We start from the raw sequence: 14,523 nt of genomic DNA on the forward strand, positions 1-14,523 counted from the left end.
GAGGGGCTGGGGGTGAGGGAATGCTATTCTTGCTAATCCAATGAACCATTACACATAGCCATCAGCCCATAGCCTCATCTGCTCTGCGCCTCTGCGTTAAACATAGAATCTCTCCTATATTGTTTAACCCTTATGGTCTATGTTCTCTGCTCTTTGTTCTTACACCTGACACACCGGACAAAGATGGGTTGAGCGTTGCCCCACGACGATGCGCTCGATCGGCGTGCCACAGCGGCGGCATGGCTCGCCAGTGCGGCCATAGGCTTCCAGGTGATATTGGTTTTCGCCGCTTGCACCATAGGCATCGCGATAGTTGACCAAGGTTGTGCCGCGATGCTCAATCGAGTTGCGCAGCACAATTTTTATGGCCTCGAAAAGCGCTGCGACCTCTGCTGGATTGAGGCTTTTGGCTGTACGCAAGGGATGAATTTTGGCCAACCACAACGCTTCATCAGCATAGATATTGCCAATGCCAGCCAACACACTTTGATCAAGCAAGGTTGGCTTGATTTTAGTGGCTTTGCGTTGCAAGCGCTGGCTAAAATCGGCTAGCGTAAAATCGTCGCCCAATGGCTCTGGCCCCAAGCGTTGGTTCAGTTCGGCCACACCACTGCTATCAACCAAGCTCCAGCGGCCAAATTTGCGTGGATCGTGGAAGCGCAACTCGCGGCCATTATCCAACTCGACGACCACATGGGTATGTTTGTCAGTTGGATGATCAGCGGCGACAACCAACATTTGCCCAGTCATGCGCAGATGCACAATCAAGGTTTCGTGGTTATCAAGCTCGATCTGCAAATATTTGGCGCGGCGTAGCACCTGCTGAATTTGACGTTGGGCGATGGCTTCGGCAAAAAGCTCAGGGCTATGGGTATTGACAATTTTGGGCCAACCAAGGCTGCGTAAGGCGACAAAGCGCCGCCCGACCAGCTCTTGCTCAAGCGAACGGCGAACAGTTTCGACTTCTGGTAATTCTGGCATAAGTGTTTGTTTCTAAAATAAATAACCGGACTGTATGCACAATCCGGCTGTTTGCTGGTTAACGTTCGGGCGTGCCAAGCGCGCTATGGCCACCACCACCGCTGGTATTGTCGATCAAAATTGTGCGTTCGGCCACGACTGGCAAGTTCGAGGCAACCGTGATGGTGTGCGATTGCAGGTTCGGGTCAATCGTATCGAGCAAAATCGAAATGCGACCTGTGCGCGGAATGGTGTATTCAACGACTTGGCTCGTACCATCATCTTTGCCAAGCGTAACCGTCACTTGGGCTGGGCGTTGATTTGGATTCAACACCAGCAAAAATTCGGTGGCTGGGTCGGCGGTGCGACCTTCGGCAAAGTGCCAAACATAATCTTGCTCGGCAGCACCCATGCTGTTGGTGGCGCTATTGCCGCCATTGAAATAGCTGGTGCGTTCGGCCACAATCGGCTGGCTTGAGGTCAACATTGTGCCAACTCCTTGGGGCGAGGGCACAATTTCGCGCATATCAACATCGAGCCGCGCCAAGGCTGGCACTTGATAGCGGCGGGTGAAGGTCGAGCCTTCCTCGGTCATAAAGGTCGTCGTAATCGCCGCCGACACTGGATTTGGATTGAGCAAGGCCAAGGTGGTGACAAACGGATCAAGGGTTGCGCCTTCCGCAAAATACCAGGTATTTGATGGCGCAATCGCTCCTTTGGTCAAGAAGCCGCCGCCCTTGGTTGGGCCAACTAAAACCGTGCGTTCGGCTGCAATCGGGGCAGTTGCCGCGACCCGCAGGCCAAAAGCTTTGGGATTGTTGTTGCTCAAATCGACTTGGGTGCGGGTAAATGGTGGTAGCAACACTTGGCGCGTGCTGGTAATGCCATCGGTTGGCATAATTAGCAAGTTTGCTACAACTTCGCTTGGCTGTGGATTGTAGAGCGAGAGCAAGCTTGTGCGATCGTTGGTGCCATCGCCTTCAGCAAAATACCACGTGCGGCTCCAACGGCTAATGCCCGATTCGCCCAATGCATCATTGGCAAATAACATCGTGCGATCGCCAACAATTGCTTGGTTTGAACTAACTTCGATTGGCAAATTGAAAGTATCGCTGAAAATTTCGTTGGCGATAATATTGACCCGTTGGCCGGGCTGAATTTCGTATTCGCGGCGCACGGCATTGGTTTGGCCGGGCAAGAAGGTGACGATGGTGCGCGCAACTTGGTTTGATGGATTGAACAACATAATCCGCTCGTTATAATCGCGGGTGTTGCTTTCAACAAAGGTCAAGCGTTTGCGCACGGTCAATTGGTCAGCGGTGCGGCGAATCGATTCAGCTTGCTCAACATCCAAGCCACCAAGCACGGTTAATGTTTGGGGCAAACGATAGGCTTCGCTAATCCAAGCGATAATTTGGCCCAAGCCAATGCGCGCTGCATCGGTTAATTCGCCAAGCAAGGCTAAGCGAATCGTGCCATTGCTGGCTGGAAAGCCGTTGCGCCCAGCATAGACATTGCCAGCTTGATCGACCACAAATTGATAGGGCAGATCGGCTGCGCCTTCTGCTTGGGCAGCTGCTTGCAAGGCCCGCAACATGGTTGGCGGGTCGGCTTGGTTATTGAGCGGCAAACTAACTAATTCGATGCGGCGGGGCCGTGAAGGCAACAAATTGGGAATGCCAGGCAATGCGCCCCAGCTGGTGCGGCTAATCACTTGCGGTGGGCGAGTAAAAGTTGTGCCGCCAAAGGCAGCAGGTGCACGATTAAGCTGGTCGGTCAGGCTTGGGCCGCTGCTGGTATCGAGAAAGCGCCAAGCGATGGCTTGCAAACTTGGTGCAGCAGGTTGGCTTGTACTGGCAAAATCAACCTGATATTGCAGCCAACGTGAACCGGCCTCGACCCCAATTGGGCCCAGCAACTGCTCGCCTTCGGCCAAAATTTGGGCTACATTCAGAGTTTGCCATTCGCGCCATTCGGTGCCATTGGCGCTGGTGCGTAGCTTGAGGCTGAGGCTGGTGCCAACTGGCAAATCAAAATTCCAGTGCGCTGAAACTGCATTCCAAACAAATGGAACTTCGTGGGCAACCGATGTGAAAGTACCCTGCGTTGCAGTTTGATCGAGCCGCAACTCGCCATCGCTATTATTGGTCACTAACAAGCCTTCGAGCGTGCCAGCCTGCCAATCGGCGACCGATGTTTGGGCAAAGGTGGCAGTTTGCACCTTGCTCGCGGGGCTGGTTTGGGCATTCGCTCGCCAAGCCACGCCACTGAGCACCAGCGATAATCCAACTGCTGCCATGAAAAACGTACGGCGCATAGGTACCTCGTCGATACAGGAAAATTAAGGACTATAGGCTATAGGCACAGTTACAAGCTGCAACTGTGGCCTATAGCCCTTAATTTTTGATGATGGAGAACTTAATTAATCAAGCCACTCTGGGTCGTAATAGTTGGCAGCATTCCAGAGAATCCAGCCATACGTGCCTTCGACCTCGGCGACAGCTTGCATTTGAGCGCGAACTTCGGTGCGCCCATATTCAGTGACGGGATTGAGCCAGGTTGCGGTGAAGGCTTGCAGCCAAGGCCGTTGCACTGCATATTTGCCTTCCATGCGTTTTTGGCCCTTCTCGATGCTATCTTTGACGATCTCGTATGGGTGAGCGTCGGCGTTATCGAAGCCCAACTCATTGCGATCGTAGTGTGAAGGATAGACCATTGCACAAACATAATCGGTGTGATCGGCCATAATTTCAAGGCTTTGGCCAATTTCCCACATGTTGCGCCAGGTTGCATAGCCAAACACGTCGATTGAGAAGAACGCACCTGCACCGTTGATGTCGCCATGGGCGCGCTTGAGCACATCGCCAATCGCTTCGTACATCACTTCAGGATTATTTTCTGGATCGATCGGTTGCGAGAACACCAAATTGCTGGTGCTGCCATCCGATGGGAAGCGAATATAATCGAATTGTACTTCATCAAAGCCATAATCGGCAATTTCTTTGGCAACGCCAACATTATACTCGGTGACGTTCTGATTGAATGGATCAAGCCACTTCAGACCGCCATCATCTTCCCATACGCCGCCAGTGACGCGGCTTTGGGCAGCCCATTCAGGGTGAGCATCGGCCAAGCTATTATCGCGCATCACCGCCATCCGGCCAATTAAGTAGATATTGCGTTTGCGGGCTTCAGCCACAATCCATTCCATATCCAAATAATCAACCGCAGTATCTGCTTCAATCACCAATGGATGCTTGGAAATATAGCCAACCATACCAACTTCGCCAGCAATATCGAGCTTGATGTCAAGCACAATTGCATTAACTTCGGTTTGATCAACCAGATCAAACAATTCGGTTAATGCAGCTTTCGATGAGCCAGTGGCGGCGGTGATATAAATTGCTTTGGCAACAAATTCTTCTGCTTCAAGATCAGCGGTGAATTTGCCATCGCTGAGCGCCGTCCATGCCTTGCGATAGCCAGGTGAGAGCACCTGAATTTGGGCATTTTCGGGAACGCCAGTTAATTCATAGGTTCCATCGGGCTTGAGCCGCGTCATAGTGACTGCTGTGCCCGTGTAGGGGTAGGTTTCGTCTGCGCCTTCAAATGGCTTGACCATCGCGATGACCGTGCCCTTGGTAAGCGGCTTGCCAGTTTCGCTATTGACGACTGAGCCGCGCACCGTTGAAGGTCGCAAGACAACATCCAACGAAGCTGCTTGGGGCAATTCCAAGGTTTGGCTGCTATAGTCGGTAGCACTAAACACCACGGGCGCGTTCAAATCGATGTTGCGCACCGTGTAGCGGCCTTCGGCATCGCTTTGAGCCGTGGCATTACCAACCTGGACGGTGGCTCCGCTCACTGGCTTTTGGCTATATTTATCGCTGATGATGCCGCTTAAGCTGGTTGGGCGCAACGACACATCATAGCTGGTTTGCTTTTCAAGGGTTGCGGTGGCGCTGGTGTAATCGCTCGCTGCAATCACAACTTCGGCTTTTTCATCAACATTGGTCAATTTGTAGCGGCCATCGGTGCCACTGGTGGCTTGGCTGCTGCCAGCCTTGACCGTTACGCCTGCGACAGGTTGTTGTGAGTATTGATCGAGCACAACCCCGCTAATCGTATTGGGCCGAATCGTCAGATTAACTTCTACCGGCGTTTGCTCGTTGACTGGGGTTTTATCGGCCAAGCTAAGCGTGGCTGAGCTATAATCGCTGGCTTGAACCAATAACGAATTGGTGGTTTCCCATTCATTAATCGTCCATTTGCCAGCATCATCAGTTGTCGCGCTTGCTTCGCCAACTTGAACGGTTACTCCAGCAACGGGCTTTTGGGTATAGCTATCTGTTACAATTCCCGTCAGTGGCGGATTGCTGCTGCCACAGGCGGCAAGGACCAACGCAACAGCGCCAAACAGACCTGCTGTTAGGCGGCGCTTGGTTTGACTCACAAAATACATCACTTCTGACCTTCCTAAGCTTGTGGTGGGTGTCGGTTTAGACGGCGGTAATCATACGTTGCCCATCATTGCCTGTCAAGAAAAAACGCCCGCCTGCCGAGGCAGTTCGAGCGTTTTTTTGATTAAGAGTTGCTAAGTTTAACGTTCAAGATGATACGGCACGCTAATGACAATTTTATTGCGCCGGAATAACAGCGCGCCTTTTAAGAAGAAGGCGGTTTGGTTATGCAAGGCATATTCCCAAATTCGCGCCGGAATAAATTCAGGCAAAATGATCGTCAGAATGTCATCATGGCGCTCAGCTTCAATCCGATCAACGTAGCGTAAAATTGGCCGTAATAATGATCGATATTTAGATATTTCAATATCCAAGGGCACATCTGGCTCCCAGTTTTGCCAACGCTCTTGCAAGCGGGCAGTTTTTTCGTGCTCATGCTCAAATTCAATATACAAGGCGCGAACCTTGCCTGGTGCAATCGATTTGGCATATTCGAGGGCCTTAACCGTGCCACGATGCAATGATGAAACTAGTACAATCACATTATTTTCTAAAGCAGCTGGTTTGCTAAACCCTTCTAAGGAAAGTTGTTTTGCCACACCTTTATAGTGGTGATTGATCGCCATAAAGATCAACACCAACACTGGAATACAAATTACGACCAGCCATGCGCCTTCTTTGAATTTGGTCGTGCCATTGATAATTAACACGATCCCGGTGGCGATTGCCCCAACAAAATTAACAACTAAATTAAGTTGCCAACCCTTGCTCTTGAGCCGCAACCAGCGCAAGACCATGCCCGATTGCGAGAGCGTGAACGAAAGAAACACCCCAACCGCATACAAGGGAATCAAATTGGTGACCGAGCCATCGAAGCCAATCACCAATAGCGCCGCCGCTACCGAAAGAAAAATAACCCCATTTGAAAAGACTAAGCGATCGCCCAACGATGAGAATTGGCGTGGCAGAAAGCCGTCACGCGCTAGCAACGACATCAAACGGGGAAAATCGGCGTAGCTCGTATTGGCGGCAACCAACAAAATTGCTGCCGTCGAGATTTGCAACATGCCATGCATGACCTTTGGAAAGCCTGTTTCAGTTCCCGTGGTGCGGCCCCAAATACCGCGCCCAATTTGCGAAATCACGGTTTCGTTGAATTGCGGGCGTGCGCCGTATTTGTGGGCAAACCAGGTAATGCCTGCGAACATAACCAAAAGTAAACCAGCCATCCAAACCATGGTCACGCGGGCATTGTGTGGCTCGGGCTTGCGAAAAGCTGGCACGCCATTCGAGATCGCCTCAACCCCAGTCAATGCTGAACAGCCAGAGGCAAAAGCTCCCATCAGCAAAAATGCGGTTATGCCTTCGTTGCCCAAGGGCGAGAAGCTTTGTTCATGCGGCCCCATCAGGCTATCCGAAAGCACCAACGGCTGAATCGTACCAGTCAGTTGTTTGTAAAAACCATAGCCAAGCGTCAACAGAATGATCGTGACGAAGAAATAGGTTGGCAGCGAGAAAATCGCCCCCGATTCACGAATCCCGCGCAAATTGGCCAGCGTCAGCAGCACAATCCCAATGATACAAATTTCAATTCGATATTCGCGTAGTGGCTCGACCAGCGAGATCAACTGCGAAACGCCAGATGAAATCGATACAGCGACGGTCAGAATATAATCAATTAATAATGCGCCACCAGCAATCAAACCAGCGAGTGTGCCGAGATTATCCGAGGCCACGATATACGAGCCGCCGCCGCTTGGATAGGCGGTGATAGTTTGGCGATACGAAATGGTGACGATCATCAGCAACACAGCGATCCCAATGCCCAGCCAGAGCGAGGTGCTGAATGCAATCACGCCAGCTGGCACAAGGTGCACCAGCATTTCTTCGGTGGCATAGGCAACCGATGAGAGCGCATCGGACGAAAAGACTGCCAGCGCGGTTTTTTTATCCAGCCGCTCATGCGATTGGGCAGCAGTTTCCAACGGATTCCCCACTAAAACCCGCTTTAATTGCGTCAACATGGAAAAACTCCTTGGCGTTTCCTCAAAATGAGGTTTGTTATTCAATTAAATTTGAACAAATGTTCTGTATCAAAGGTCGCAATCAAGCAGACTCAAGCCAGCGATTGACCTAGCTTAAGCAGGCGCTTAGTTTGGAGCGTTATGGTTGCAGAGTTGGTTTAGGCGTGTGGGGGAGAATGAGGTGAGTGCCGTGCTTGTTGGGAGCAATACGGTAAGCCGACATTGGTTAAGTTGGATTGGTGGAGCTGAAAGCGCATACCCGTTTCCGTTTGCATTAAAAACCGCCAACTACACGAGTGGTATGTCGGCGGCGAATATAGGCTTGATTATAGTCCACTCAAGGTTTTTGTCAATGAGATTTGTTAACGAATATGAACTAGTAATAAGCGGGCTTGATTTATTTCAAGCCCGCCGATCGAGTGTTATGCAGGATTTTTGACCACAATATCTTCAGTGCTACCAGGCAGCGCGTGCAAGTGATAGGGCACGCTAATCACCACCACATCTTCATATTTGCGCAATGCCAGCAAGAGCATCACAGCTGTTTGGTTGTGCAGCGCCTTAGCAATCGTCGAATCGGGCACAAACTCTGGAATAACCACCGTGATCAAATCGCTTGGAAACTCTTTGCTATTCACTTGGTCGACATAATCAACCAGTGGCGTGAGATAATCGCGGTAGTCGGTGTGTAAGAAGACCAATTTGGCCTTGCCCAACACTTCATCCCACTGTTCCCAGCGTTTGCGAGTTTTGGCTTCTTCTTCGTCGCTGCCAACCACCTGCACTACCCGCACATCGTCGGTCAGTTTCAAAGCATATTTGATGGCGCGCAACGAGCCACGGTGAATGCTGCCAACTGGCACAATTGCCACATCAGCAGGCGAGCGCAAATCGCTTGGTTGCAGGCCACTTAGGCTTAAATTGGTCGCAACATGGTCATAATGCTTCTTGATTGTGCGGAACAACAGCATAATCAAAGGCAAGGCCAAAATAATCAGCCATGCGCCTTCGGTAAATTTGGTGACGGTCAACACCACCAACACCACTGCCGTCAAACCAACCCCAATCATACTTGGAATCCGTTTGAGCTTGTAGTTTGGCTCGTAGTGCAAGGTTGTGATGCCCGTGTTGAGGCTTTCGCCTGGTTTGAGTTTGGCAACCTTGCGCCACATCACAATCATGCCTGCTTGCGAAAGCGTAAACGACAGGAACACACCAATTGCATACAATGGCAACAGATGATGTTCTTCGCCGCCGAACACTGCCAGCAAAACTGACGACAGGAACGCCAGCGCGATCACCCCTGAGCTATAGACCAAGCGGCTGCCCAAGCGCGAAAGCCAGCGTGGCAAGAAGCCGTCATTCGACAAAAACGCAGCGATCCGTGGGAAGTCGGCATAGGCGGTGTTGGCTGCTAGGATCAAAATAAACATTGTGGTAAATTGAACCCAGTAGTAGAGAAAACCGCTGCCCACAACCGTGCGAGTCATCTGCGAAAGCACGCTTTCGCCGCCTTCATGCAAAATCGTAATTGGAATATGGGTGGCGATAAAGCTAATCCCGATGAACAAGGTCATAGCCATAATTGCCATCGCCCGCATCGTGATAATCGCATTTTTAGGGGCGGGATTTTTGAAGGCCTGCACCCCGTCGCTGATTGCTTCGATCCCAGTCAAGGCAGTACAACCGCCAGCAAAGGCCCGCAGCACCAGCCAAATAAAGCCGAAGTTATCGAGGCCTGAGCGCGCAGCTTCATCGGTGGCAACGCTACGTGGTGGCAATGGCTCGCCAAAAATTCCAAAGTAACGCGCCATTCCAACTGCTAGCACCAGGAAAACCCCAATCACGAAGGCATAGGTGGGGATGGCAAAGATGGTGCCGCTTTCGCGCAAACCGCGCAAATTGAGCCAGGTAATTAACAGAATAATCCCAATTCCAATTAACACGCGGTGTTCATGGAAAAAGGCAACATCGGGAAAGGCCGAAGAAATTGCTTTGACCCCTGCCGAAACCGAAACCGCCACTGTCAGCACATAATCACTAAGAATCGAAGCACCTGCCAACCATGAAGCTGTGCGACCGAGGTTATCCTTACTGACCATATATGCGCCACCGCCCATCGGGTAGTGGTGGATGGTTTGGTTGTAGCTCAGTACCACCAACAGCACCAAGGCTGCAATCCCGATTGCAATCGGTAAGGTGTAACTCAAGGCAGCGGCGCTGATCAAAATCAACACCCGCATAATTGCTTCGGTGGCGTAGGCATTGGAGCTAATGGGGTCGGATGCAAAGACTGCCAATCCGCGAATGTTGTCGAGCCGTTCGTGATGGGCACTACTGCTGGGGAACGGCTTCCCGATGAGTAGCTGTTTGATATTCATGGTTGATGTCCTTTCAAAGTGGGTTGACAGCCCTACCACTTCGTTGATGTGCTCTAAAATGCGCCACTGGTTTTGCCAGAAGCGGCAAAACTGTGACGCATTCTTCTGTCAGCGTTAGACTATACGTTGGTTTTAGCCTAGGGTTGCTTAACCCGTTATCACGCGCACCAAAAAGATCGTAACCATTACGAGGCCAAGTGAAACCTGTATTGCAATGCTTACGAGCCAATTTTTGATGGTGCGCCATGAAACATCAAGCACGAATTTACCATCGCGCCAGCGTTGCCACTCTGGCAATAATGCCCCTATGATCGAACCAATCAACATGCCTGGAATATTCAGGATGAATAGGCCAATAATACCACCAATCATACTAAAGATGGTAGCCCAAATTGAGGCCCCGCCACGGCGCTGGCCCAAGGCTCCAACCCAAATATCACTGGTCATGGCAATCAGCGCAATCACGCCTAAAACAGCCAAGGTTCCCCAGCCCACCACCACAAATTCAGTCATGGAGGCGTAAAGCAACGCTCCCAGCCAAATCAGGGCTGCCCCGGGTAAGATTGGCAAAATAACCACACTGACCAAGCCCAAGAACATAATCAACAATGCTAGTGCTAGTGCTAGTTCCAAATTTTAGCCCTCAAAACGTAAGTGCGTCTGCCCAACTTCGATCACATCGCCAGGTCGAACCAATTGGCGGCCTTGAACCGGAATGCCATTGATTTTCGTGCCATGGCTGCTGCCCGCATCTTCAATTTCAATGCCACGCGGATCACGATAGAGAATCGTATGCCGCCGCGAAACCGTACTATCGCCACTCAGCGCGACATCTAAGCCTGCTTCGCGGCCAATAAAGACCTGATTTTCGCGCAGCAAATAGAACTTGTTCACTTCGGCTCCGCGCACAACCGTCAATTTGCCCCATGCTGGGCCAGCGGCTGGCGCTGCGCTTGGCGGTGCGTAGCTCTGGCTCAATGGTGGCGTTGATCCGACGATCGGTTGCGATGCAAGGTTGCGCTGATCGTACATTGGTTGTTGTTGGAAGGCTTGATCATATTGAATTGGTGGCGGCGGGGCGAAACCGCCAACCGGAATTGCTCTTGGGCGCGAGTTTTGCTTGCGGCGGCGCACTAAGAATACCGTCAAGCCACCCAAAACAACCAGCATCACCGCGCTAAAGCCAAGCAGCTTGATCAAGTTGGATTTGCCTTCGGGGCCGCCAACCGCCGCTGCACTGCCCTTAATTGGCCCACCAAGCGCGTTACACGCATTAATTCGGCCTGTCCCAAGGTTACTTGGCTCGAAATAGGTTACTGGGCCATAGCGCTTAATTGGATTTTGCGCCGAAATATCATCGGCAGTTTTTTCAATTTCGGCTCGCACTTGGTCGGCGTTCCAATCGGGGTGCTGGGCAAAGAGTAACGCCGCTAAGCCTGCAACGACGGGCGTGGCCTGCGATGTGCCGCTCATTTGGTCGTAGTTTTTGTTGAAGCGCTCTTCGGCAGGCAAGTCTCTGGTCATGTAGACATCGTAGGTCGGCATGGTTGAATAAATGCCTGCGCCTGGAGCCGAAACCGAAATCCAGTTGCCATAATTCGAGAAGTCGGTTTTGCGATCTTCAGGGTCGGTTGCGGCCACAACCATCGCAAATTCTTCGACTCCAAAGGCAAAGTTGGGCAATGGCACAAACGAATTACCAGCGGCGATAATTACCAGCACGCCAGCAGCATCAGCTTCTTGGATTGCAGCAACAATATCTTCGCTATCGAGCGGCAACATCGAACCAAGGCTCATATTGATAATCTGGACATTTTTGCTGACCGCATAGCGAATGCCTGCAATAATATCCTGATTGCTGCCAGAACCATCGGCGGCCATCACCCGAATTGGCAAAATGCGCGTGCCACCGCCAGCAACCCCGGCAATCCCTTTGCTATTGTTGATTGTGGCGGCGATAATGCCTGAAACATGGGTTCCGTGGCCATTTTCATCAGATGGATCATCATCGCCATCGACAGCATCAAAGCCATCGGTGCGCAAAATATCGACCAAATCTGGGTGATTCATATCAACGCCAGAGTCGATGACGGCCACAGTCACATCGGAACTGCCCGTCAGATGCTCCCATGCGCAGGTTAGGCCAAGCTGACGAATAACCCATTGTTTATTGGCATCGGGGTCGTTGGGTGGGCTCATTAAGGGATTTTGGGCAGCGACAGGGGTGCTGACCAGCAAAATCAAACAAAAAACAAGTGCAATGCGACGGCTCATGATATAATCGCCTCCTGACAAACACTCAGCACGCTGGAGGATTCCCCATGCGTTTCAAACAGTTGCTTATAGGCTGCCTTTTGCTAACACTCACAGCCTGTGGTGGCGATGATACCGCACCCGTCAACCAAGTCAAGGCATTTGTTGCAGCAACTGAAGAACGGAATGTTGATCGGATGGTCGCATTGATGGTGCCCGAGATGCGGCGTGATGCTGGTTGGCAGCTACGACAGGTCATGCCACGAATCAAATCAATCGATTATCAAAATGATCAATATACGCTCGAAAAGATCGAAGATGGCCGCGCGTATGTCCAAATTAATGGCACATTGGTCGGGCAGATGGACGATGGTGCAGCGATTAATTATCCTGCCAATCAATTGGTCGAACTTGTTGAGCAAGATGATGGCACGTGGCTGGTTGCAAACAGCGGTTTTGAAGTTCCAAGCCAACCTTAAATTGAAAATGGTACGAGCGCTGAAACTTCAGCGCTCGTTTGGTTTAGGCATTCGGTTCAACAATTTCGAGCACTGCTTCGTTCAATGGCAGGGCATACACGCCTGCTGAGCGCCGTGGAAATTGGTGTTGGCTGACCGGCAAGAAGCGCGCTGCATCTTCCAAATATAAATATTGGGTAATAACGGTACGCATCTGCTCGATTTCTAGCACGTTGAAGGCATTTTTACCGCGATACCACCGCCGCCCGCGCCGCGAGGTGGCGGTGCCTGCTTGCACAATCACCGTACCTTGGCGCAAATCGGGGTCGAATTCGAGCGTGTTGCCGATGTATGAGGCATGGGTGTGGCCACATAACACCAACTCAACATTGCTGCGATCGAAGGTTTTGAGCGCCGCCGCTGCGTTCTGAATCACATCGCGCGTTTCGCCTGGCGGCATAACCGGATGGTGATGCATAATCACGATTTTACATAAGCTATCTGGATAGCGTGCCAAGGTACGATCAAGTTGCAGCAATTGTTGGTCGGTCAATTTGCCGCCATCGACCGTGAACGAGCGGGTCGTGTTGACCCCAACCGCCACAAAATCTTCATTTCCCCAAACTGGCTCCAAAATTGGCGAGATATATTTTTTGTAGTAATAATTGGGCCGCAGCATGCGATAGAGCGCGTTATACAGCGGCACATCGTGATTGCCCATGACCGCAATGGTTGGTTGGGGCAATTGGGCGATAAAATCGCGAATGGTCAGCCATTGGCTTTTAATATCGGCCCGCTGCACAAAATCGCCAGACAACACCGTTAACGTTGGCTTGATTTGCCAAGCAGCCTCAAGAATTTGTTTGGCTTTTTCGGGGTTGAACGGTGGTCCTGCGTGCAGATCGGAAAGGTGTAGAATGCGCGATGCCATTAAGCAGCTTCCTCGCCTTCGCTGGCTGGTGTGGCTGTCGGTTTGGCTTGGGCCAAAGGCTTACCTCGTGCGGCCTGAGTTAATTGATAGGCTACCGCCACTACTCCTGCAAGCATTATCACAAGCATCGTTAATTTGATCAGCAAAAGCAGCATATCCACCTCAAGTTGTATAGAAAGAATTCGCGCTTATTGTACCATGGTGGCGTTTGATTGCTACCTGTGGAGATAGTCGAATGCTGATTGCAACTGAACGTGGCGATATAACCCTGCGCACTGCCCAACCCGAGGACTGGCCCGAATTTAAGCGTTTGCGCTTGCTGGCCTTACAACAACACCCCAGCTTTTTTGGCTCGGATTATGCCGAAAGTGCCGCCCAGCCTGATAAACATTGGCAAAAACGGATTGCCAATCTGAACCCTGCTACGCAGCAAATTTTTGTGGCACTGCATGAAGCGCAGCTTGTAGCAACAGTAGGCATTCGACGCGAAAGTGGAGCCAAATCGAGCCATCAAGCAACCATTTGGGGCGTGTATACCGACCCTGCGTGGCGAGGCCATGGCCTTAGCCGCCAGCTTGTTGCCATGGCCGAAGCTTGGGCTTGGCAACAAGCAGTGGCAATTATTCGCCTGATGGTTCATGTTGCCAATACCAGCGCAATTCAGCTCTATAGCCGCTGTGGCTATAGCGTCTATGGAGTCGAGCAAATGGCCATTTATTCCGATGGCGTGTATCACGATGAGTTGTTGATGGCGAAAAAGAGCGCAGAACATAGAGCATAGATGTACTGGTTCATTAGGTTGGCAACCATGTCCCCTCACCCCCCAACCCCCTCTCCCACTGAACGCGGGCGAGGGGGAGCCGACCATTTTTCGCCAAGGAATTGCGGGAGAACCACGCGTTTAAAGCCCCTCGCCCAGCGGATGGGAGAGGGGTTGGGGTGAGGGAATCAGGCGGTGGTTAACCTAATAAACCAGTACACATAGAACATAGAACATAGAACATAGAACATAGAACATAGAACATAGAACATAGAACATAGAACATAGAACATAGA

Annotated in this window: 11 protein-coding genes; 2 read left to right on the top strand and 9 right to left on the bottom strand. The window is 51.3% G+C overall.

The window, feature by feature from the left end:
* Positions 1-159: 159 nt before the first annotated feature.
* The 7 genes from mutM to ACFMKP_RS05335 form a co-directional block, all read right to left on the bottom strand.
* Positions 160-981 carry a bifunctional DNA-formamidopyrimidine glycosylase/DNA-(apurinic or apyrimidinic site) lyase gene (gene mutM, locus ACFMKP_RS05305; protein ID WP_382289738.1) on the bottom strand — a complete coding sequence of 274 codons (822 nt, stop codon included), beginning with the start codon at positions 979-981 and terminating at the stop codon, positions 160-162.
* Positions 982-1,039: 58 nt separating this feature from the next.
* A complete protein-coding gene (locus ACFMKP_RS05310) occupies positions 1,040-3,277 on the bottom strand; it encodes a DUF5719 family protein (protein WP_382289740.1) in 2,238 nt (745 codons plus the stop codon).
* Between the two features lie 105 nt (positions 3,278-3,382).
* Positions 3,383-5,422: a putative glycoside hydrolase gene (locus ACFMKP_RS05315; RefSeq protein WP_382289756.1), complete on the bottom strand. Its 2,040-nt coding sequence runs from the start codon at positions 5,420-5,422 to the stop codon at positions 3,383-3,385.
* A 138-nt stretch (positions 5,423-5,560) separates the two neighbouring features.
* The gene (locus tag ACFMKP_RS05320) at positions 5,561-7,444 is read right to left on the bottom strand and encodes an APC family permease (protein WP_382289742.1); all 1,884 of its coding nucleotides are present in this window, start codon (positions 7,442-7,444) and stop codon (positions 5,561-5,563) included.
* A gap of 422 nt (positions 7,445-7,866) precedes the next feature.
* On the bottom strand, positions 7,867-9,825 hold the full coding sequence (locus ACFMKP_RS05325; protein ID WP_382289743.1) for an APC family permease: 1,959 nt from the start codon (positions 9,823-9,825) through the stop codon (positions 7,867-7,869).
* Between the two features lie 147 nt (positions 9,826-9,972).
* Positions 9,973-10,458, bottom strand: coding sequence for a DUF456 domain-containing protein (locus ACFMKP_RS05330; RefSeq protein WP_382289745.1), 486 nt, complete (start codon positions 10,456-10,458; stop codon positions 9,973-9,975).
* Between the two features lie 3 nt (positions 10,459-10,461).
* Positions 10,462-12,099 carry a S8 family serine peptidase gene (locus ACFMKP_RS05335; protein WP_382289747.1) on the bottom strand — a complete coding sequence of 546 codons (1,638 nt, stop codon included), beginning with the start codon at positions 12,097-12,099 and terminating at the stop codon, positions 10,462-10,464.
* 47 nt (positions 12,100-12,146) lie between these two features.
* On the opposite strand from ACFMKP_RS05335, the gene ACFMKP_RS05340 reads away from it, so the two are divergent.
* Complete coding sequence (locus ACFMKP_RS05340) at positions 12,147-12,557, top strand: hypothetical protein (RefSeq protein WP_204756118.1); 411 nt, start codon at positions 12,147-12,149, stop codon at positions 12,555-12,557.
* A 43-nt stretch (positions 12,558-12,600) separates the two neighbouring features.
* Here ACFMKP_RS05340 and ACFMKP_RS05345 read toward each other — a convergent pair whose 3' ends face one another.
* On the bottom strand, positions 12,601-13,467 hold the full coding sequence (locus tag ACFMKP_RS05345; protein WP_382289750.1) for a metallophosphoesterase family protein: 867 nt from the start codon (positions 13,465-13,467) through the stop codon (positions 12,601-12,603).
* On the bottom strand, positions 13,467-13,622 hold the full coding sequence (locus tag ACFMKP_RS05350) for a hypothetical protein (protein WP_382289752.1): 156 nt from the start codon (positions 13,620-13,622) through the stop codon (positions 13,467-13,469). The genes ACFMKP_RS05345 and ACFMKP_RS05350 overlap by 1 nt, the downstream gene beginning before the upstream one ends.
* 80 nt (positions 13,623-13,702) lie before the next feature.
* On the opposite strand from ACFMKP_RS05350, the gene ACFMKP_RS05355 reads away from it, so the two are divergent.
* Positions 13,703-14,248 carry a GNAT family N-acetyltransferase gene (locus ACFMKP_RS05355; RefSeq protein WP_382289754.1) on the top strand — a complete coding sequence of 182 codons (546 nt, stop codon included), beginning with the start codon at positions 13,703-13,705 and terminating at the stop codon, positions 14,246-14,248.
* Positions 14,249-14,523 lie beyond the last annotated feature (275 nt).

The organism is Herpetosiphon sp. NSE202 (assembly GCF_042688385.1).
Classification (GTDB): Bacteria; Chloroflexota; Chloroflexia; order Chloroflexales; family Herpetosiphonaceae; genus Herpetosiphon.